Origin of the sequence: Candidatus Pantoea rara, from assembly GCF_051136265.1 — a bacterium.
In the GTDB taxonomy this organism is placed as follows: Bacteria; Pseudomonadota; Gammaproteobacteria; order Enterobacterales; family Enterobacteriaceae; genus Pantoea; species Pantoea rara.
This window is the reverse complement of record NZ_CP194942.1, coordinates 2,807,909-2,826,569: the sequence shown is the minus strand read 5'-3', so window position 1 is coordinate 2,826,569 and position 18,661 is coordinate 2,807,909. Positions and strand designations below refer to the sequence as shown.

The 18,661-nt window shown below is 58.1% G+C and carries 20 protein-coding genes and 1 riboswitch; of the genes, 14 read left to right on the top strand and 6 right to left on the bottom strand.

Features of this window, described 5'->3' with window-relative positions; all coding sequences use genetic code 11:
- The first annotated feature begins 76 nt into the window (after window positions 1-76).
- Genes modA through modC form a run of 3 tightly spaced genes read left to right on the top strand, consistent with a single transcriptional unit; the run spans window position 77 to window position 2,594 of the window.
- Window positions 77-850, top strand: a complete 774-nt coding sequence (gene modA / locus ACR8BF_RS13415) for a molybdate ABC transporter substrate-binding protein (RefSeq protein WP_179896446.1) — start codon at window positions 77-79, stop codon at window positions 848-850.
- The gene (modB, locus tag ACR8BF_RS13410; protein ID WP_179896444.1) at window positions 847-1,536 is read left to right on the top strand and encodes a molybdate ABC transporter permease subunit; all 690 of its coding nucleotides are present in this window, start codon (window positions 847-849) and stop codon (window positions 1,534-1,536) included. The genes modA and modB overlap by 4 nt, the downstream gene beginning before the upstream one ends.
- Complete coding sequence (gene modC, locus ACR8BF_RS13405; RefSeq protein ID WP_179896443.1) at window positions 1,536-2,594, top strand: molybdenum ABC transporter ATP-binding protein ModC; 1,059 nt, start codon at window positions 1,536-1,538, stop codon at window positions 2,592-2,594. Before modB ends, modC begins: the two co-directional genes overlap by 1 nt.
- Here modC and ACR8BF_RS13400 read toward each other — a convergent pair whose 3' ends face one another.
- Window positions 2,595-3,413, bottom strand: a complete 819-nt coding sequence (locus ACR8BF_RS13400) for a pyridoxal phosphatase (protein ID WP_179896441.1) — start codon at window positions 3,411-3,413, stop codon at window positions 2,595-2,597. It lies immediately after the preceding gene.
- 155 nt (window positions 3,414-3,568) lie between these two features.
- On the opposite strand from ACR8BF_RS13400, the gene pgl reads away from it, so the two are divergent.
- Complete coding sequence (gene pgl / locus ACR8BF_RS13395; RefSeq protein ID WP_179896439.1) at window positions 3,569-4,570, top strand: 6-phosphogluconolactonase; 1,002 nt, start codon at window positions 3,569-3,571, stop codon at window positions 4,568-4,570.
- Between the two features lie 45 nt (window positions 4,571-4,615).
- On the opposite strand, the gene ACR8BF_RS13390 is transcribed toward pgl, so the two are convergent.
- Together ACR8BF_RS13390 and bioA are read right to left on the bottom strand one after the other, a co-directional pair.
- On the bottom strand, window positions 4,616-5,092 hold the full coding sequence (locus ACR8BF_RS13390) for a kinase inhibitor (RefSeq protein ID WP_179896437.1): 477 nt from the start codon (window positions 5,090-5,092) through the stop codon (window positions 4,616-4,618).
- Window positions 5,093-5,167: 75 nt separating this feature from the next.
- Window positions 5,168-6,472 (bottom strand): adenosylmethionine--8-amino-7-oxononanoate transaminase, encoded by a 1,305-nt coding sequence (bioA, locus tag ACR8BF_RS13385; protein WP_434745107.1) that lies wholly within the window; start codon window positions 6,470-6,472, stop codon window positions 5,168-5,170.
- Between the two features lie 86 nt (window positions 6,473-6,558).
- Here bioA and bioB point away from each other — a divergent pair, with 86 nt between their 5' ends.
- Genes bioB through bioD form a run of 4 tightly spaced genes read left to right on the top strand, consistent with a single transcriptional unit; the run spans window position 6,559 to window position 10,148 of the window.
- Window positions 6,559-7,590 carry a biotin synthase BioB gene (bioB, locus tag ACR8BF_RS13380; RefSeq protein ID WP_179896433.1) on the top strand — a complete coding sequence of 344 codons (1,032 nt, stop codon included), beginning with the start codon at window positions 6,559-6,561 and terminating at the stop codon, window positions 7,588-7,590.
- Window positions 7,590-8,741 carry an 8-amino-7-oxononanoate synthase gene (gene bioF / locus ACR8BF_RS13375; protein ID WP_434745106.1) on the top strand — a complete coding sequence of 384 codons (1,152 nt, stop codon included), beginning with the start codon at window positions 7,590-7,592 and terminating at the stop codon, window positions 8,739-8,741. The genes bioB and bioF overlap by 1 nt, the downstream gene beginning before the upstream one ends.
- Window positions 8,725-9,480 carry a malonyl-ACP O-methyltransferase BioC gene (gene bioC / locus ACR8BF_RS13370; protein WP_179896430.1) on the top strand — a complete coding sequence of 252 codons (756 nt, stop codon included), beginning with the start codon at window positions 8,725-8,727 and terminating at the stop codon, window positions 9,478-9,480. The genes bioF and bioC overlap by 17 nt, the downstream gene beginning before the upstream one ends.
- Window positions 9,477-10,148, top strand: a complete 672-nt coding sequence (gene bioD / locus ACR8BF_RS13365) for a dethiobiotin synthase (protein ID WP_434745105.1) — start codon at window positions 9,477-9,479, stop codon at window positions 10,146-10,148. The genes bioC and bioD overlap by 4 nt, the downstream gene beginning before the upstream one ends.
- Window positions 10,149-10,151: 3 nt before the next feature.
- Here the strand turns inward: bioD and ACR8BF_RS13360 are convergent, their stop codons facing one another.
- On the bottom strand, window positions 10,152-10,874 hold the full coding sequence (locus tag ACR8BF_RS13360; protein ID WP_292990239.1) for an ABC transporter ATP-binding protein: 723 nt from the start codon (window positions 10,872-10,874) through the stop codon (window positions 10,152-10,154).
- Window positions 10,875-11,765: 891 nt separating this feature from the next.
- Between ACR8BF_RS13360 and uvrB the strand changes: the two genes are divergently transcribed.
- Window positions 11,766-13,787, top strand: a complete 2,022-nt coding sequence (gene uvrB, locus ACR8BF_RS13355; RefSeq protein ID WP_179896425.1) for an excinuclease ABC subunit UvrB — start codon at window positions 11,766-11,768, stop codon at window positions 13,785-13,787.
- Here the strand turns inward: uvrB and ACR8BF_RS13350 are convergent.
- On the bottom strand, window positions 13,771-14,694 hold the full coding sequence (locus ACR8BF_RS13350; RefSeq protein WP_179896423.1) for a gluconeogenesis factor YvcK family protein: 924 nt from the start codon (window positions 14,692-14,694) through the stop codon (window positions 13,771-13,773). The genes uvrB and ACR8BF_RS13350 overlap by 17 nt on opposite strands.
- A gap of 204 nt (window positions 14,695-14,898) precedes the next feature.
- Window positions 14,899-15,032, top strand: a riboswitch (molybdenum cofactor riboswitch).
- Between ACR8BF_RS13350 and moaA the strand changes: the two genes are divergently transcribed.
- The 5 genes from moaA to moaE all read left to right on the top strand — a co-directional run bounded on the left by moaA (window position 15,022) and on the right by moaE (window position 17,718).
- The gene (gene moaA, locus ACR8BF_RS13345) at window positions 15,022-16,008 is read left to right on the top strand and encodes a GTP 3',8-cyclase MoaA (RefSeq protein ID WP_003851849.1); all 987 of its coding nucleotides are present in this window, start codon (window positions 15,022-15,024) and stop codon (window positions 16,006-16,008) included. Its footprint overlaps the riboswitch before it by 11 nt.
- A gap of 14 nt (window positions 16,009-16,022) precedes the next feature.
- Window positions 16,023-16,538 carry a molybdenum cofactor biosynthesis protein B gene (gene moaB, locus ACR8BF_RS13340; protein WP_008925052.1) on the top strand — a complete coding sequence of 172 codons (516 nt, stop codon included), beginning with the start codon at window positions 16,023-16,025 and terminating at the stop codon, window positions 16,536-16,538.
- A 2-nt stretch (window positions 16,539-16,540) separates the two neighbouring features.
- On the top strand, window positions 16,541-17,026 hold the full coding sequence (gene moaC / locus ACR8BF_RS13335; RefSeq protein ID WP_434745104.1) for a cyclic pyranopterin monophosphate synthase MoaC: 486 nt from the start codon (window positions 16,541-16,543) through the stop codon (window positions 17,024-17,026).
- Entirely contained in the window at window positions 17,019-17,264 is a 246-nt protein-coding gene (moaD, locus tag ACR8BF_RS13330; protein ID WP_179896421.1) for a molybdopterin synthase sulfur carrier subunit, read from the top strand. The genes moaC and moaD overlap by 8 nt, the downstream gene beginning before the upstream one ends.
- A gap of 1 nt (window position 17,265) precedes the next feature.
- A complete protein-coding gene (moaE, locus tag ACR8BF_RS13325; RefSeq protein ID WP_434745103.1) occupies window positions 17,266-17,718 on the top strand; it encodes a molybdopterin synthase catalytic subunit MoaE in 453 nt (150 codons plus the stop codon).
- 97 nt (window positions 17,719-17,815) lie between these two features.
- Here moaE and ACR8BF_RS13320 read toward each other — a convergent pair whose 3' ends face one another.
- The gene (locus tag ACR8BF_RS13320; protein ID WP_179896417.1) at window positions 17,816-18,601 is read right to left on the bottom strand and encodes an OBAP family protein; all 786 of its coding nucleotides are present in this window, start codon (window positions 18,599-18,601) and stop codon (window positions 17,816-17,818) included.
- Window positions 18,602-18,661: the final 60 nt, after the last annotated feature.

Here is an 18,661-nt window from a genome sequence, read left to right as displayed (position 1 = left end):
TCCTGCCGATAATTTACTGAACCTCACTGACATTGCGTTATATTATTCGCTACACAACGCATAGCCGGAGAACATCATGTCATTGAATTACACTCGCTGGGGCGTAGCGGGGCTGATCACCGTTTCGCTGGCCGGGCAGGCTGTGGCCGCCGACAATATAACTGTGTTTGCCGCGGCTTCACTGACCAACGCGATGCAGGAGATTGCCAGCCACTATAAAAAAGAGAAGGGGGTGACGGTGGTCTCTTCATTCGCCTCCTCGTCAACGCTGGCGCGCCAGCTTGAGCAGGGTGCCCCTGCCGACCTGTTTATCTCTGCCGATCAGCAATGGATGGATGATGCTGTGGCGAAAAAAAGCGTGATCACACGCACTCGCTACACTCTGCTGGGCAACGACCTGGTATTGATTGCGCCACGCAGTGCTGCAGCCAAAGCGGTGACGCTGGACGCGCAGACCGACTGGAAAACCCTGCTGCACGGTGAACGTCTGGCGGTCGGCGATCCGGACCATGTTCCGGCCGGTATCTACGCCAAAGAGGCGCTGCAAAAGCTGGGTGCCTGGGAAGGTGTTGAACCGTCGCTGGCGCCAGCCAATAATGTACGGGCGGCGCTGGCGCTGGTCGAGCGTAACGAAACGCCTTATGGCATTGTCTATGGGTCGGACGCCGTCGCCAGTGACAAAGTACAGGTAGTGGGCCGTTTTCCGGCAAACAGCCATAAACCGGTGGAATATCCCATGGCGATCGTGAACGATCACGACAATGCTGCTGTTAAAGCGTTTTATGATTATCTGAAAGGACCGCAGGCCGCGGCTATCTTCAAAAACTACGGATTCACACCGACGAAATGATACTCAGCGATCCTGAATGGCAGGCGGTACTGCTTAGCCTTAAAGTCTCTGGCATAGCCGTGCTGGGCAGTCTGCCATTTGGCATCCTGATGGCCTGGATTCTGGTGCGCTGCCGTTTTCCCGGCAAAGCGCTGCTCGACAGCCTGATTCACCTGCCGCTGGTGCTGCCGCCGGTGGTGGTGGGTTATCTGCTGCTGATTAGCCTGGGCCGGCGCGGCATCATTGGCGAAAAGCTTTTTGACTGGTTTGGTTTTAGCTTTGCTTTCAGCTGGCGCGGCGCGGCACTGGCGTCTGCCGTGATCGCCTTTCCGTTGATGGTGCGCGCCATCCGGCTGGCGCTGGAGGCGGTGGATAGCCGGCTGGAGCAGGCAGCGCGCACGCTGGGTGCCGGACGCTGGCGGGTCTTTTTCACCATCACGCTGCCGCTGACGCTGCCGGGCGTGATCGTCGGCACGGTTTTGGCGTTTGCCCGTTCGTTGGGCGAATTCGGTGCCACCATCACCTTCGTTTCTAATATTCCCGGCGAGACGCGTACGCTTCCGCTGGCGATGTTTACCCTGATCGAAACCCCCGGCGCGGAAGGCGCGGCGGCGCGCCTTTGCGTTATCGCTATCGTGCTGGCGCTGGCGTCACTGCTGGCGTCGGAATGGCTGGCTCGCGCAGGCCGTAAGCGTATGGGAAGCTGATGCTATCACTCAACTTTATGCAGCAGCAGGGGGATCACCAGCTTGCGATCGACCTGCAGATCCCGGCCAAAGGGATCACCGCCATTTTTGGTGTTTCCGGCGCCGGTAAGACTTCCCTGATTAACGCGATCAGCGGGCTGACCCAGCCGCAGCGGGGACGGATCCAGCTTAACGATCGTCTGCTGTTTGATGCGGAGCAGAAGATTGCGCTGCCGCCCGAAAAACGGCGCATCGGTTATGTGTTTCAGGATGCGCGACTGTTCCCGCACTATCGGGTCCGTGGCAATCTTCAATATGGCATGGCTCCGTCGATGAAAGCGCAGTTCGACAGCCTGGTGTCGCTGCTGGGTCTGGAGGCGCTGCTGCCGCGCTTTCCGCTATCGCTGTCGGGTGGAGAAAAGCAGCGGGTCGCGATTGGCCGTGCGCTGCTGACCGCACCGGATATGCTTCTGCTGGACGAGCCGCTGGCGTCGCTGGATCTGCCACGCAAACGTGAACTGATGCCCTATCTGCAAAAGCTGACGAAGCAGGTCGACATTCCGATGCTCTACGTTTCGCACAGTCTCGATGAGATCCTGCATCTGGCGGATAACGTGCTGGTGCTGGATGAGGGCAAGGTCAAGGCCTTTGGTCCGCTGGAGCGGGTCTGGAGCAGCAACGCGATGCGTCCCTGGCTGCCGGTGAGCGAACTGACCAGTGTGCTGCGGGTACTGGTGCTGGAGCAGCATCCCGATTATCCGATGACCGCGCTCTCGCTGGGCGACCAGCACATCTGGGTCAGCCGGGTGAATCAGCCTATTAAAACTGCGCTGCGTATTCGCATCGCCTCTTCTGATGTCTCGCTGGCGCTGCAACCCCCGCAGCACAGCTCTATCCGCAACATTTTACCGGCGCAGGTGGTAGAACTGCTGGAGGTCGGCGATCAGGTGGAGGTGAAGCTGCGCATCGGTATCAGCGAGCTCTGGGCGCGCATCACGCCATGGGCGCGTGATGAGCTGGGCATCCGGCCAGATCAGTGGCTCTATGCCCAGATCAAAAGCGTCTCAGTAACGCCCTGATTACAACACGTACTGACGGAGGGTATCGGCAATACCCGTTTCAAGATTGGTGCCGATTACCCTTTTCGCCCGCGCTTTGATCGCGTCGTCAGCATTGCCCATCGCCACACCCAGTCCGGCCGTTTCCAGCATGCTGAGATCGTTGTAGTTATCCCCGAAAGCAATCACATCGGACATATTCAGTCCCAGTGATTCAACCCACTGCGCCAGCCGCTTGCCTTTGCTGTTGCCACCTTTGGCGATATCCACCTGATCGTGCCATGACCATTCGCAGGCCAGACCCAGCTCCGCTTCGGCACGAGTAGCAAACTGCTGCAGCTCTTCGTGATTATCGTGCGACAGGGCAAACTTCCAGATCGAACCGGCGTCACGCGCAGCCTGAGCTAAATCGGGCACCTGGCGGAACACCGGACGCTGATGAGCAGGCAGCGATTCGGCCCACTTCAGGGTGCGCATTACGTGACCCGTCGGCGTCTGATAGAGCATCGCATCATCCACGTAGAGCAACCCATGAATCTGCTGCTGCTCCAGCCTTTCAATCACCTGTAACGCCAGTTGGGGATCCAGCGGATCAGACGCCAGCACCTTTTTCGCCGGGTAATCATACAGGTAGGTGCCATTACAGCAGATTGCGGGGGTATCCAGTTGTAACGCCTGATAAAAAGGGTGGATAGCGCAGTGATGCCGTCCGGTCACGATAGCAACATGAACGCCCGCCTGGCGGGCCTGGTTTAACACGTCGATTGACTGCGGCAGAATCGTTTTGGCTGGGGTCAGCAGTGTGCCGTCGAGGTCGAGGGCAATTACACGGTAGCTCATTAATCCTCACGTTTTTCCGGTTCTACAGGGCCTGAAGTCTACACCTGACTAAGGTCCGGAGACAAAAAACAGGGCACAAATGATTCCAGCGTAGGGCACTAAAACGCGCTACAGTGATTCAAAGATCATGACAAGGCAGCAAAAAAGGAGAATGCATGAAACAGGTTGTCTACACCGCCAGTCCCGAGAGCCAACAGATTCACGTCTGGCAGATGAATGATGAGGGTGCGCTGACGTTGCTTCAGGTGACGGATGTCGCCGGCCAGGTTCAGCCGATGGTGGTGAGTCCGAAACGCGATTTTCTCTATGTCGGCGTGCGTCCCAATTTTCGCGTGCTGGCCTTTAAGATTGCCGCTGATGGCACGCTGACCGAAGCCGGTCAGGCACCGTTGCCTGGCAGCCCGACCCACATTTCCACCGATCGCGAGGGCCGGTTTCTGTTCTGCGGCTCCTACAATGATGCCTGCGTGAGCGTTAGCCCGATTGGCGATGATGGCATTCCGCAGGCCCCGCTGCAGGTCATCAAGGGGCTGGATGGCTGCCATTCGGCCAATATCGATACGGACAACAGGACCCTCTATGTGCCAGCACTGAAGCAGGATCGTATCTGTCTGTTCGCGCTGGGTGCCGACGGTCAGCTGACGCCGCGTAAACAGGCGCAGGTCACGACAGTAGAAGGTGCAGGCCCACGCCATATGCAGTTCCATCCGGGCGGCCAGTTTGCTTACTGTGTGAACGAGCTCGACAGCACGGTTGAGGTCTGGGCATTAAATACGGGCGAAGGCGAAGCAGAAAGTGTGCAGACGCTGGATATGATGCCACCTGACTTCACCGGTACGCGCTGGGCAGCTGATATTCACCTGACGCCGGATGGCCGATTCCTTTACGCCTGCGATCGCACCAGCAGCACTCTGGCGGTGTTCAGCGTCAGCGAACTGGGCGATGAGCTGACTCTGGAAGGGTTCCAGCCGACCGAAACGCAGCCGCGCGGGTTCAATATCGATCACAGCGGACGCTATCTGGTGGCGGCGGGACAGAAATCGCATCACATCGAAGTCTATTCGATTACCGAACCGAAAGGGCTGTTACAGCCGTCAGGACGTTATGCAGTAGGGCAAGGCCCGATGTGGGTCGTGATTCACCCGCTTCAGGCGTAACGCACCACGAAAAATGCCTCTCCCGGACGGGAGAGGCGTACTGAATTACTGATAATTCACGGTCAGCGAGGCGCTCGCCAGTGCGTGGAAATGCACATTAAAGCCGACCATTGCGCCACTGGCGCCTTCATCCACCTCAATCGTCTCCACATCCAGTGCATGCACGGTGAAAATGTAGCGATGGGTTTCGCCCTGCGGCGGAGCCGCGCCACCGTAGCCCGCCTGACCGAAATCGGTACGGGTCTGAATTGCGCCAGCTGGCAGTGAGGCTTTGCCGGAACCGGCACCCTGCGGCAGTGACGTGGTGCTGGCCGGAAGATTCGCTACCACCCAGTGCCACCAGCCTGAACCGGTCGGCGCATCAGGATCGTAGCAGGTCACCACGAAACTTTTGGTGCCTTCCGGCGCCGCTTCCCAGGCAAGATGGGGAGAGATATTCTCGCCCTGATAACCCATGCCGTTGAAAACATGCTTTTCAGGCATCCTGTCGCCGTCATTAAAATCCTGACTAAAAACGCGCATCACATCTCCTCACTTGTCGATGAATAGCCTTTCATCATAACCAAAAGCGCCATCAGTGCCAGCAGTCAGCCCGCTTCAGGCGACAAAATGTTGTGAATGTTCCAGCGCTCCGCCTATCGCCTGCACCAGCTGACTCAGCGCCTGTGGCGTGATGATATAGGGTGGCATCAGGTAGATCAGACGACCAAATGGCCGGATCCAGACGCCCTGTTCAACAAAGAAGTGCTGCAGTGCCGCCATGTTGACCGCCTGATGGGTTTCCACCACGCCAATCGCGCCCAGCACGCGCACATCGGCCACCTGCGGTGAACTGCGCAGCGGCAGCAACTCAGCCCGCAGTTGCTGTTCAATTGCGGCCACCTGCTGCTGCCAGTGACCTTCCGTCAGCATGGTCAGGCTTTCTGCCGCGACCGCGCAGGCCAGCGGATTGCCCATAAAAGTCGGGCCATGCATAAAACAGCCCGCCGCGCTGCGGCTGATGGTGTCGGCAACGTCGCGGGTGGTCAGAGTCGCCGCCAGTGTCATCATGCCGCCAGTCAGCGCTTTGCCGACGCAAAGTATATCCGGGGTAATCCCCGCGTGTTCACAGGCAAAGAGTCTGCCGGTGCGGCCAAAGCCGGTGGCGATCTCATCCACAATCAGCAGCACGCCATAACGGTCGCAGGCTTCCCGCACCTGCTGCAGATAGCGCGGATGATAGAAACGCATCCCGCCCGCACCCTGCACAATTGGCTCCAGAATTACCGCCGCCAGTTGCCGGTGATGTTTTTCGATCCGCCGGGCGAAATCATCGAAATCACGCTCGTCCCATTCATCTTCAAAGCCGCAGGCCGGGGCTGCCGCAAAGTGGTGCTCCGGAAGATAGCCGCGCCACAGGCTGTGCATCGAGTTTTCAGGATCGCACACCGACATCGCCGCAAAGGTGTCGCCGTGATAGCCGCGCTTCAGCGTCAGGAACTGCTGGCGCGTTTCACCCCGTCCCAGCCAGTACTGCAGCGCCATCTTCATCGATACTTCCACCGCCACCGAGCCGGAATCGGCCAGGAAAACGCACTCCAGCGCGTCGGGTGTCATTGCCACTAACTGACGGCAGAGCGCCACCGCCGCGGGATGGGTAATCCCGCCAAACATGACGTGCGACATCTGCGTCACCTGTTCCGTCAGCGCCCGGTTCAGGCGCGGATGGTTATAGCCGTGGATCGCCGCCCACCACGATGACATCCCATCCACCAGCTCACGGCCATCGGCCATCTGCAGCTGAAAACCCTGCGCGGCCACCACCGGGTAACAGGGCAGCGGGTCCTGCATGGAGGTGTAGGGATGCCAGATATGCTGGCGGTCAAAACGGGCATCATCTGAGGAAAAAACAGGGGTAGTCATCGGAGTTGTAAACCAAAATAAAAAAATATAGTTTACAAGTATACCCCTGCTTTCTGTCGGGATGACACCCTTTTCTGGAGTAAGTAATGGCTCAACGCTGGACAATTGCACAGGCGCAAGCACTGTTTGATCACCCTTTTCTCGAACTGATGTTTCAGGCGCAGCAGGTGCATCGTCAGCACTTCGACCCGCGCCAGGTGCAGGTCAGTACCCTGTTGTCGATTAAAACCGGCGCCTGTCCGGAAGATTGCAAATATTGCCCGCAGAGCGCGCGCTACAAGACCGGTTTGGAGTCGGAACGTCTGATGGAAGTGGAGGAGGTGCTGACCTCAGCGCGTCAGGCCAAAGCCGCCGGTTCAACCCGTTTCTGCATGGGGGCCGCGTGGAAAAATCCGCACGAGCGCGATATGCCATACCTGGAAAAGATGGTCGAAGGCGTGAAGGCGATGGGGATGGAAACCTGCATGACGCTCGGCACCCTCAGCGATCAGCAGGCACAGCGACTGGCGGGCGCGGGCCTCGATTACTACAACCATAATCTCGACACCTCACCGGAATTCTACGGCTCCATTATTACTACCCGCAGCTATCAGGAACGTCTGGATACGTTGGGCAAAGTGCGTGACGCCGGGATCAAAGTCTGTTCGGGAGGCATCGTTGGTCTGGGCGAAACCGTGAACGACCGCGCCGGGTTGCTGGTGCAGTTAGCGAACCTGCCGACGCCGCCGGAGAGTGTGCCGATCAACATGCTGGTGAAGGTTAAAGGGACGCCGCTGGCGGATAACGATGATGTCGAACCGTTCGATTTTATCCGTACCATCGCGGTGGCGCGCATCATGATGCCGACCTCGCATGTACGTCTCTCTGCGGGCCGCGAACAGATGAGTGAGCAGACCCAGGCAATGTGCTTTATGGCCGGGGCGAACTCGATTTTCTACGGCTGCAAACTGCTGACCACGCCGAATCCGGAAGAGGATAACGATCGCGTGCTGTTCCGCAAACTGGGGCTGAACCCGGAGCATACCCACACCCAACACGGCGATCAGCAGCAGGAAGAACAACTCAGCGAGCAGCTGTTCCATGCCGACACTGAACAGTTCTACAACGCGGCGCTGTAATGAGCTGGCAGCAACGACTTCAGCAGGGGCTGGCGCAGCGTCGTGCGGTCGATGGCTGGCGGCAGCGTCGGATCATCGATCAGCAATCCACCCGCACGCTGCAGAGCGGCGGCCGCCGCTATCTCCACTTCTCCAGCAATGATTATCTCGGCTTAACCCGCCATCCTGCGGTGATTGCGGGCTGGCAGCAGGGCGCGGCGCTGGCGGGCGCGGGGGCGGGCGCTTCAGGGCATGTCACCGGTTATCACCGTCAGCACGCCGATCTTGAAGCGCAGCTGGCCAACTGGCTCGGCTATGACCGTGCGCTGCTCTTTATCTCCGGCTTTGCAGCTAATCAGGCGGTGATTCATCTGCTGGGCGAGAAAAACGATCGCATCCTGGCCGACAAACTCAGCCATGCCTCGCTGCTCGACGCCGCCAGCCACAGCCCGGCGCAGCTGCGCCGTTTCAGTCACAACGATCCGGAGAGCCTGGCGGCGAGACTCGACTCACCCTGCGAGGGGGAGACACTGGTGGTGACCGAGGGCATTTTCAGCATGGATGGCGACAGTGCGCCGCTGGCCGCACTGGCACAACAGACACAGCAGGCGCAGGGCTGGCTGCTGGTGGATGATGCGCACGGCATCGGCGTGGTGGGTGAGCAGGGGCGCGGCAGCTGCTGGCTGCAGGGCGTTAAACCGGAACTGCTGGTGGTCACCTTTGGGAAAGCGTTTGGCGTCAGCGGTGCCGCGCTGCTGTGCGATGCGGACACCGCCGACTATTTCCTGCAGTTCAGCCGGCATCTGATCTACTCCACCGCGATGCCCGCCGCGCAGGCTGTCGCGCTGCAGGCGGCGCTGCAGGTGATTCAGCAGGGCGATGCACTGCGCCAGCAACTGCAGCAGAACATCCAGCATTTCCGGCGGGGCGCGGCGTCGCTGCCCTGGCAACTGATGAACTCCACCAGCGCGATCCAGCCGCTGCGGGTGGGCGAAAATAGCGATGCGATGGCGCTCTCAACCCAGCTGGCAGAGGCGGGCTGCTGGGTCAGCGCGATCCGGCCACCGACCGTGCCGCCGGGAACGGCACGGCTACGCATTACCCTGACGGCGGCACATCGCGCTGAGGACATTGACAGGTTGCTGGAGGCGCTGCATGACGCTGCGGGTTGATAAGCAGGCGGTTGCGCGCGCCTTTGGCCGGGCGGCCAGCCATTACGACACCCATGCGGCGCTGCAACGTCTCAGCGGCGATGCGCTGCTGGCTCGCGCACCGGTTCACAGCGGGTTGCAACTGCTGGATGCCGGGTGTGGCACCGGCTGGTATAGCAGGCTGTGGCGCGAACGTGGCAAACAGGTGACGGCACTGGATCTCTCGCCGCAGATGTTGCAACAGGCGCGGGATAACGACGCGGCGCAGCACTATCTGGCGGGCGACATTGACGCGTTGCCGCTGGCAGATAACAGCATCGACCTGGTATGGAGCAACCTGGCGGTGCAGTGGAGTGAGGATCTGCCCGGCGCGCTGCGCCAGTTCCGGCGGGTGCTGCGGCCCGATGGCACGCTGCTGTTTTCCACGCTGGGCGACGGTTCGCTACAGGAGGTTCATGAGGCCTGGTCCCATCTGGATGCATTACCGCATGCCAATCGCTTTCTCAGCGAGCCGCAAATTGCGGCGGCCTGTCAGGCAGAGCAACTGTGTTGCAGCTCAGAGGTGGTGACCCTGCATTTTCCTGATGCGCTCAGCGCCATGCGATCCCTGAAGGGGATTGGTGCGACCCATCTGCATCAGGGCCGCGACGGGCAGATAGTCACCCGCCAGCGGCTTAACCAGTTAGAGGCGCACTGGCCGCGCGATCGGCACGGCTATCGCCTGAGTTACCATTTAATTTATGGAGTTACCCTTTCATGAAACGGTTTTTTATTACCGGCACTGACACTGAGGTCGGTAAAACTGTCGCCAGTGGCGCATTGTTGCAGGCGGCAGCCGCAGCAGGCTTTCGCTGTGCGGGCTATAAGCCGGTTGCGTCAGGATGTGAGATGACACCACACGGGATTCGCAACAGCGATGCGCTGGCGCTGCAGCGATTCAGCAGCGTGCCGTTAGCCTATCAGCAGGTCAATCCGCTGGCGTTTATGGAACCGACCTCGCCGCACATCGTCAGCGCTGAAGAGGGCCGGCCCATTACGCATCTGGCGCTGTCGGCGGGGCTGGCGGCGCTGGAACCCCTGGCGGACTGGATTCTGGTTGAGGGCGCGGGCGGCTGGTACACCCCGCTGTCAGAGACACACACTTATGCGGACTGGGTGGTCAGCGAAAAGCTGCCCGTCATTCTGGTGGTGGGGATTAAGCTCGGCTGCATCAACCACGCGATGCTCACCGCAGAGGCGGTGCGGGCGCGTGGCCTGCCGCTGGTGGGGTGGATCGCCAACACCGTCGAACCGCCTGGAAAACGCTATCCGGAGTATCTCACCAGCCTGAAAAACCGACTGCCTGCGCCCTGCCTGGGCACGATTCCGTATCTCACCGATGCGGCGCAGCAGGCGTCCAGTGGTCACTACCTGACACTCCCGGCGTGAGCCTCAGGCTACCGTCAGCCACTTATCCACAGTGTGATCATCGAGCTGTTCCATGCTGCCCTGCGCCACATTGCGGCCGCGGTGCAGCAGCAGGAAATAATCCGCCACGCGACGGATCAGCGACAGTCGCTGCTCCAGCAGCAGGATGGTCAGCCCGTAGTCAAGATTAAGGCGGCGGATCAGGTTGCCCATCTCCTCTTCCAGCCACGGCGACATTCCATCAGTCGGTTCATCCAGGATCAGCAGTTTGGGTTGCAGTACCAGTGCGCGCGCCAGGGCCAGCTGTTGCTGCTGATCGATTGGCAGATCGCCGCTGCGCTGCTGGCGCAGTGAATAGAGTGCCGGGAACAGATCGAACACCATTTCGGGAATGGCGCGATGGCGATCGCGCTGGCTGGCACCTGCCAGCAGGGCAATCAGCAGGTTATCTTCCACGCTCATCTGGGTAAAAATATGGCGGCCTTGCGGCACATAGCCAATCCCCATCTGCGCCCGCTGTTCAGCGGGTTGCAGCAGCAGATCTTCCGGCGGAGAGCCATTCTCTTTCCAGGATATGGAGCCGCTGTTAATGGGCAGTCTGCCCATGATGCAGTTCACCAGCGTGGTTTTACCCATGCCAGGGCGGCCCAGAACGCCGGTGCAGGTACCAGGCGACAGATCCAGGTCCACATCCCACAGAATATGGTTCTGACCATAAAATTGATTTACCGAACGTAGACTCAGCATCTGACACTCTCCTTCCCGATCATTAGCCTGATTGCTTCCGCTCTCTGTCGTCTGGCAAACAAGTCATCAACAATAGCAGCCTCGCCATTGCAGCACAGTGCGCGTAAAGCGCGGTGACGCCAGTAAGTCCTGCAATTCCCAGGCCAGATTTAAAAACGGTCCTGATGCCTGCCAGAATGCGGGGTTTATGGAATAAAAGGTGAGAAAAACTTATCAATTCCTCAGGGTGGTCACACCGCTGCACTTTTGCAGTGCCTCAGGGCACTGTTTCTGGTGCAGACGTGCTGTTAAGAGGCAATAAGTCTGATTAAGAATGTTAGTGGAATGGCTGGAATTTGCGTGCTGCATCAGGTGACAGATTAAAATGCAGAATAATCCGTGAGCAGCTGACGCGAAATTTAACGCAAAAAAAATTATTTTCACGGTGAGGGAGGGGCAGGGAAAAATTATACACAGCTGATGGCGGCGGGGCTGCCATCACTTATCCACCATTCCTGTGGATAACCTTGTGCATTAGGTAATGAAAACCAGTTGGAAGCGAGGAAATACGCGGCCTGGTAACATAATGACGAGAATCTGGCCTTATAGGCTTAACTCAATAAAATCAATTGTTTATTAAAAAACAAGCCTGCGAATTATCTGCCAGGTAACCGAACTGTAATTTTGTGACGCTCTATTGACAAATGTTAAATCAGATCCCGGTCTGGGGATAACATTGCGCAACGCATTTTTCGCTATCGCTATCACATCGGCTGTGGCGGAAGTCTCACAATGCAGGCTATAAGAGTGCATTAATACTGTTTTTATATCCAGTATTATTTTCTGGCAAAATCACCATAGCAGAGTAAAATAAGTGCCTGCCCGCCGACTTCTCCAGCAGGAACTGCATTCATGACCAAAGCTTTTAAACTGAATTCCGCCTTTAAACCTTCGGGCGACCAGCCTGAGGCGATTCGTCGCCTGGAAGAGGGGCTGGAGGATGGACTGGCCCATCAAACCTTATTAGGGGTAACCGGGTCCGGTAAAACTTTTACCGTCGCCAACGTCATTGCCGATCTCAACCGCCCGACGATGGTGCTGGCACCGAACAAGACACTGGCCGCTCAGCTCTACGGCGAGATGAAAGAGTTTTTCCCGGATAATGCCGTCGAGTTTTTCGTCTCTTACTACGACTACTATCAGCCAGAAGCCTATGTGCCGAGCTCCGACACCTTTATCGAAAAGGATGCGTCGGTGAACGAACATATCGAGCAGATGCGTCTGTCGGCCACCAAAGCACTGCTGGAGCGACGCGACGTTATCGTGGTGGCGTCGGTTTCGGCAATCTACGGTCTGGGCGATCCCGATCTCTATCTGAAAATGATGCTGCATCTGACACGTGGCATGATTATCGATCAGCGCAGTATTCTGCGCCGCCTCTCAGAACTGCAATACACCCGTAACGACCAGGCGTTCCAGCGCGGCACCTTCCGCGTGCGTGGTGAAGTGATCGATATCTTCCCGGCAGAGTCGGACGATATTGCGCTGCGCGTCGAGTTGTTTGACCAGGAGGTTGAACGTCTCTCACTCTTTGACCCGCTGACCGGCCAGATCGATTCGGTGGTGCCGCGCTTTACCATCTACCCCAAGACGCACTACGTGACGCCGCGTGAGCGCATTCTGCAGGCGATGGAAGATATCAAAGTGGAGCTGGCGGACCGTCGCCGGGTGCTGCTGGAGAACAATAAGCTGCTGGAAGAGCAGCGTATTACGCAGCGTACCCAGTTTGATCTTGAGATGATGAGTGAGCTGGGCTACTGCTCCGGCATCGAGAACTACTCACGTTACCTCTCCGCACGTGGACCGGGCGAAGCGCCGCCGACGCTGTTTGACTATCTGCCCGCCGATGGCCTGCTGGTGGTGGATGAGTCACACGTCACCATTCCGCAGATTGGCGGTATGTACAAAGGCGACCGTGCGCGCAAAGAGACGCTGGTGGAGTATGGTTTCCGCCTGCCGTCGGCGCTGGATAACCGTCCGATGAAGTTTGAAGAGTTTGAGGCGCTGGCACCACAGACCATCTATGTCTCGGCAACGCCGGGCAAATATGAGCTGGAAAAATCGGGCGACGAAGTGGTCGATCAGGTGGTGCGACCTACCGGCCTGCTGGATCCGATCATTGAAGTGCGTCCGGTCGGCACCCAGGTCGACGATCTGCTGTCGGAAATCCGTCAGCGCGTGGCGATCAATGAGCGTGTGCTGGTGACGGTGCTGACCAAACGCATGGCGGAAGATCTCACCGAGTATCTGGTTGAGCATGGCGAGAAGGTGCGTTATCTGCACTCCGACATCGATACGGTAGAGCGTATGGAGATTATCCGCGACTTACGTCTGGGTGAGTTTGATGTGCTGGTGGGCATTAACTTACTGCGTGAGGGACTGGATATGCCGGAAGTATCGCTGGTGGCGATTCTGGATGCGGATAAAGAGGGCTTCCTGCGTTCCGAACGATCGCTGATTCAGACCATCGGTCGTGCGGCGCGTAACATCAACGGTAAGGCGATTCTCTATGGCGATAAAATCACGCCGTCGATGGCGCGCGCCATTGAAGAGACCGAGCGCCGCCGCGAGAAGCAGCAGCTGCACAACGAACAGAATGGCATTGTGCCGCAGGGCCTGAATAAGAAGATCACCGATATTCTGGAACTGGGTAAAAACGTGGTGAAAACCCGTGGCAAAGCGAAACCGGCACGTCCTGGCGAAGCCCAGGCGCTGGCCGATTTCCAGCTTTTAACGCCGCAGGCTCTGCAGAAAAAGATCCACGAACTGGAAGGGCAGATGCAGCAGCACGCGCAGAATCTGGAGTTCGAACAGGCGGCCAATGTACGCGATCAGCTGCATGAGCTACGTACGCTGTTTATTGCGGCCTCGTAGCGCCGTTAAAGCCCTGAATGGCGTGTTCCAGCGCTACCCTTAACAGCTGGCGGTCGTGACGATATTTGATGTCGGCGGCTTCCAGCGGTTCACGGACAATGAGCCGGTTTTCAATCCCCCGTGTATCCACGGCCGGGCTGACGACCAGTGCATCGACGACACGCTTGCCGATGTAACGCTCCATCATGTGAAGCTTGTCAGCCACCGAGAGACTGGCGGCGGCGGGGCTGAGTTCGCGGCCCAGATTGCCGATAAAGACCATGGTGGCGGGCGTGCGACGCAGTGCCTGTGCCATCTCTTCCATCAGCAGAATCGGCATCAGGCTGGTATAAAAGCTGCCTGGCCCAATCAGAATCAGATCCGCTTCACCAATCGCCTGCAGTGCTTCCCGCGTGGGCTGCACGTTGGGGTGCAGCATCAGCTCCTGCGGCGGCTGTTTCATCTCATCAATCGCGGTTTCGCCGTAAACCATGTTGCCCTCGGCATCCATCGCCACCAGATCCACCGGCTGCTCTGACATCGGAATTAAAAAGGCATCCACTTTCAGAAGGTTACGGATAATGTTGATCGCTTCCAGCGGGCGGACGCTAAGATGATCCAGTGCCCGCAGCATCAGGTTACCGAGGTTATGTCCGGCCAGTTCACCGTTACCGGCAAAGCGATACTCGAACATCGCGGAGGCAACACTGGGTTCCGCAATTAGTTGATTAAGGCAGTTACGCATGTCGCCCCAGGCGATGCCGCCTTCGGAGCGACGAATACGGCCGGTTGATCCGCCGTTGTCGGTGGTGGTGACGATACCGGTGAGACGCGAGCCAAGCGGGGAAAGCGCAGACATGACGCGCCCCAGACCGTGCCCGCCTCCCAGTGCCACAACGCGATCAAGATCGGCCAGTGTGCGATTCATACTTCTCCTTAATACCCGTTCGCGTGGCGTGGCTCTAATCGCTAAGCCCGCGCGGATGACTTACGTCAAAATCTGGATTGTATTTTAACGTATCCTGTCGCGAAAATGCGGCGAAAGTTCGGTATGTATAAGAATATATAGCGAAAAGAGCAAATGGAAGAGTGACGAAATACACGCTACCATCATGTTTACCGCGCTGACCAACGGGTCAGCGTACACTCAAGCCTGAGTGCCTAAGTCTGCGGATAGGGGGGTCAGGCCGTAGCCATTGAGCTGCCAGGGTGCAGGAAGAAATGACTGCATCTCCCAATCTGGAAAGGTGTTCTGGTGTCACAATTTACTGATGCATACGCGCGTAAGTTCTATTACCTGCGCCTGTCGGTCACGGATGTCTGCAATTTCCGTTGTACCTATTGTTTGCCCGACGGCTACAAGCCGCAGGGAATTCGTAACAAAAGCTTTCTCTCACTGGATGAAATCCGCCGTGTCACGCGGGCCTTCGCCGCTGCCGGTACCGAAAAAGTACGGCTGACTGGCGGTGAGCCGTCGCTGCGCCGTGATTTCACCGACATCATTGCGGCGGTGCGTGAAAACGCTTCGATCCGCCAGATCGCCGTCACTACCAACGGCTACCGGCTGGCGCGTGACGTAAAGCAATGGCGAGATGCAGGTTTAACCGCACTTAACGTCAGCGTCGACAGCCTGGATGCCCGTCAGTTTCACGCTATCACCGGTCAGGATAAATTCCATCAGGTGATGAGCGGCATCGATGCCGCGCTCGACGCCGGTTTTCGTCAGGTCAAAGTCAATAGCGTACTGATGCGCGATCTCAACAGCCGTAATCTGGCCACCTTCCTCGACTGGATCCGTACCCGTCCGATTCAGCTGCGCTTTATCGAACTGATGGAGACCGGCGATGGCGGCACGCTGTTCCGCGATCAGCACGTTTCCGGCATGGTGATCCGCGATCAACTGATCGCTCAGGGCTGGCAGCGCCGCGAAAGCGGACGCAGCGACGGTCCGGCGCAGGTCTTTTACCATCCCGATTATGTCGGCGAGATTGGCCTGATCATGCCTTACGCCAAAGATTTCTGTGCCAGTTGCAACCGTCTGCGCGTCTCAGCGCACGGTAATCTGCACCTGTGCCTGTTTGGTGACGGCGGTGTGCCACTGCGTGATCTGCTGGCGTCAGATGAGCAGCAGGCCGAACTGCAGGCTCGCATTGCCAGCAGCCTGGGGCAGAAAAAGCAGACACACTTCCTGCATCAGGGCAACACCGGCATCACACAGAATCTCTCTTACATTGGCGGCTAATTTCAGGAGGAAGTATGGGTAAACCAGCCAGCGAATTTCAGGCTTTGCAGATGGCGGTGATGACGGTGTCAGATCGTCGTGATGCCAGCAACGATACCTCCGGCGACTATTTGCGCGAGGCGGCAGCGGAAGCGGGCCATGAAGTGGTTGATCACGCTATCGTGCCGGATAATCTCTACCGTATCCGTGCCACCGTGTCGCGCTGGATCGCCAGTGAAGATGTACAGGTGGTCATCATTAATGGCGGCACCGGCTTTAACCTGAAAAACAGCACGCCGGAAGCCCTGCTGCCGCTGTTCGATCGCGAGATTGACGGCTTTGGCGAACTGTTCCGGATGGTCTCCTATGAAGAGATTGGCGGTTCAACATTACAGTCGCGTGCCGTTGCCGGTCTGGCCAATGGTACGCTGATCCTGGCCGTGCCGGGATCGACAAGCGCCTGCCGTACCGCCTGGGAACGTATTATCGCTGACCAGCTTGATGCACGCACCGCGCCCTGTAATTTTGTCTCACATTTGAAGAAACGATAAGCATGTCTCAACTCACACACATTAACGCCGCGGGCGAAGCGCACATGGTGGATGTCTCCGCCAAAGCTGAAACCGTGCGCGAAGCGCGGGCAGAAGTGCTGGTGCTGATGCAGCCAGAAACGCTGCAGATGATTATGGAAGGCAGCCATCACAAAGGGGATGTCTTTGCCACTGCGCGCATCGCCGGGATCCAGGCAGCAAAACGTACCTGGGAGCTGATTCCGCTCTGTCATCCGTTGATGCTGAGTAAAGTGGAAGTGAATCTGGAAGCGGAATCGGACCATAACCGGGTTCGTATTACCACGCTCTGCCGTCTGACCGGCAAAACCGGTGTTGAGATGGAAGCGCTGACGGCCGCCTCGGTTGCCGCCCTCACCATCTACGACATGTGCAAAGCGGTACAGAAAGATATTGTCATCGATCAGCTGCGTTTAATCAGTAAGAGCGGCGGTAAAAGCGGCGATTTCCTGGCGGTCACGCATGATTAAGGTGCTGTTTTTTGCCCAGGTGCGTGAGTTGATCGGCACCGCATCGCTTGAGGTCAGTGCTGATTATCCGGATGTGGCCGCACTGCGCAGTGCGCTGGCCGAACGCGACGATCGCTGGGCGCTGGCGCTGGAGTCAGGCAAGTTGCTGGCGGCGGTAAATCAGACGCTGGTGCCGATGACGCATCCGCTGTGTGCGGGTGATGAAGTCGCCTTTTTCCCGCCCGTGACCGGAGGCTGAGATGGACACGCAGATTCGCGTCGGCCCCGCGCCGTTTGATATGGCGGAAGCGTATCGCTGGCTGGCGGCCTGTGATGAAGATGGCGCGGTAGTGACCTTTACCGGCAAAGTCCGTAACCACAATCTGGGTGATAACGTGGCGGCGCTGACGCTGGAGCACTATCCCGGCATGACCGAGAAAGCGCTACAGGAGATTATTGATGCGGCGCGTGAACGCTGGCCGCTGCAGCGCGTCACGGTGATTCACCGCGTCGGTGAGCTGTTTCCCGGCGATGAGATCGTGCTGGTGGGCGTTACCAGCGCCCATCGCGGCAGCGCCTTTTCTGCCGCCGAATTCATCATGGACTACCTGAAAACCCGCGCGCCGTTCTGGAAGCGCGAAGCGACAGAGCAGGGCGAACGCTGGGTGGATGCCCGCGACAGCGACCACCAGGCTGCTCAGCGCTGGGACTAAGACGGCGTTTTCAACTCAGCGGGCGGAGAGTTTCTGCCCGCTGAGTTTCCTCTGAACGTCTACACGCGATTACCTGTAAACGCGCGCATCACGTCGCTTAAGGCTGCCTGAGCTGCTCAGCCGGACCAAATCCAGTCTGACCGTGGCTGTGCTCACCGCCGCCCGTGGTGCGCTTAAGCTGAATAACCTGGCCCTTTTCCCACGCGTTGGCACCCGGTGCTGCCGGATGCGCCACGATATCCGCCCGTTCGGCACGGATCTTTTTGCTATCGACGTCAAAGCGGCGATCGCGGTCCGCCAGCAGTCGCGAATCCATCTGACCATCCTGTGTAAAGCCCATCATCAAGGCCGGAATCCCAATTGGCAGCGTTTTGTCGCGATCGGTGTGCCAGGTGTGCCAGGTTTTTCCGTAGGTGTTCACAATGCGATTCATCAGCGCATGGTCGGCGGCTTCCGGTAAGCCTGGCGCAATCAGCGTGCCTGATTTCACCTCATACTGATGGCTGTGCCACAGCTTCTTCTCTTCGGGCGGCAGGGTCTTAAACAGCCGTTCGCTGATAATGTACTCCACGCCCATCAGCCGCGCGTCGCGGGTATTGCCGTCGTAAATCACCGCCTGCATCACATCGTCATTCAGCACGGTGACATAGTGGTGTGCCTCCATCTGTCCGTTTTTATCACCATTATAAAAATGGAAGCCGTCAAGATAGGTGTTGATGGCATCGATGGGCGGACGTGACTGCATCACGCTGGCGCCGGTCTCCAGCACTTTAAGCGAGGAGGAGGTGGGCGCGCCCGGTGACTGCACCTGGGCAGGCGTATTATTGGCGCCGCAACCGGTTAATAACAGGCTGAATGCCGCAACAGGCCAGAGTTTAAACATCGTAAGTTCCTTTAACGGTAAAAAAGGTAACCTTAGTCCAGTTCTCTCCTGCCTGCGAAA

What these genes read in the sequence shown, in the direction of transcription:
- modA (WP_179896446.1), top strand. Translation starts at nt 77, where the DNA reads ATGTCATTGAATTACACTCGCTGGGGCGTAGCGGGGCTGATCACCGTT.
- modB (WP_179896444.1), top strand. Translation starts at nt 847, where the DNA reads ATGATACTCAGCGATCCTGAATGGCAGGCGGTACTGCTTAGCCTTAAA.
- modC (WP_179896443.1), top strand. Translation starts at nt 1,536, where the DNA reads ATGCTATCACTCAACTTTATGCAGCAGCAGGGGGATCACCAGCTTGCG.
- ACR8BF_RS13400 (WP_179896441.1), bottom strand. Translation starts at nt 3,413, where the DNA reads ATGAGCTACCGTGTAATTGCCCTCGACCTCGACGGCACACTGCTGACC.
- pgl (WP_179896439.1), top strand. Translation starts at nt 3,569, where the DNA reads ATGAAACAGGTTGTCTACACCGCCAGTCCCGAGAGCCAACAGATTCAC.
- ACR8BF_RS13390 (WP_179896437.1), bottom strand. Translation starts at nt 5,092, where the DNA reads ATGCGCGTTTTTAGTCAGGATTTTAATGACGGCGACAGGATGCCTGAA.
- bioA (WP_434745107.1), bottom strand. Translation starts at nt 6,472, where the DNA reads ATGACTACCCCTGTTTTTTCCTCAGATGATGCCCGTTTTGACCGCCAG.
- bioB (WP_179896433.1), top strand. Translation starts at nt 6,559, where the DNA reads ATGGCTCAACGCTGGACAATTGCACAGGCGCAAGCACTGTTTGATCAC.
- bioF (WP_434745106.1), top strand. Translation starts at nt 7,590, where the DNA reads ATGAGCTGGCAGCAACGACTTCAGCAGGGGCTGGCGCAGCGTCGTGCG.
- bioC (WP_179896430.1), top strand. Translation starts at nt 8,725, where the DNA reads ATGACGCTGCGGGTTGATAAGCAGGCGGTTGCGCGCGCCTTTGGCCGG.
- bioD (WP_434745105.1), top strand. Translation starts at nt 9,477, where the DNA reads ATGAAACGGTTTTTTATTACCGGCACTGACACTGAGGTCGGTAAAACT.
- ACR8BF_RS13360 (WP_292990239.1), bottom strand. Translation starts at nt 10,874, where the DNA reads ATGCTGAGTCTACGTTCGGTAAATCAATTTTATGGTCAGAACCATATT.
- uvrB (WP_179896425.1), top strand. Translation starts at nt 11,766, where the DNA reads ATGACCAAAGCTTTTAAACTGAATTCCGCCTTTAAACCTTCGGGCGAC.
- ACR8BF_RS13350 (WP_179896423.1), bottom strand. Translation starts at nt 14,694, where the DNA reads ATGAATCGCACACTGGCCGATCTTGATCGCGTTGTGGCACTGGGAGGC.
- moaB (WP_008925052.1), top strand. Translation starts at nt 16,023, where the DNA reads ATGGGTAAACCAGCCAGCGAATTTCAGGCTTTGCAGATGGCGGTGATG.
- moaC (WP_434745104.1), top strand. Translation starts at nt 16,541, where the DNA reads ATGTCTCAACTCACACACATTAACGCCGCGGGCGAAGCGCACATGGTG.
- moaD (WP_179896421.1), top strand. Translation starts at nt 17,019, where the DNA reads ATGATTAAGGTGCTGTTTTTTGCCCAGGTGCGTGAGTTGATCGGCACC.
- moaE (WP_434745103.1), top strand. Translation starts at nt 17,266, where the DNA reads ATGGACACGCAGATTCGCGTCGGCCCCGCGCCGTTTGATATGGCGGAA.
- ACR8BF_RS13320 (WP_179896417.1), bottom strand. Translation starts at nt 18,601, where the DNA reads ATGTTTAAACTCTGGCCTGTTGCGGCATTCAGCCTGTTATTAACCGGT.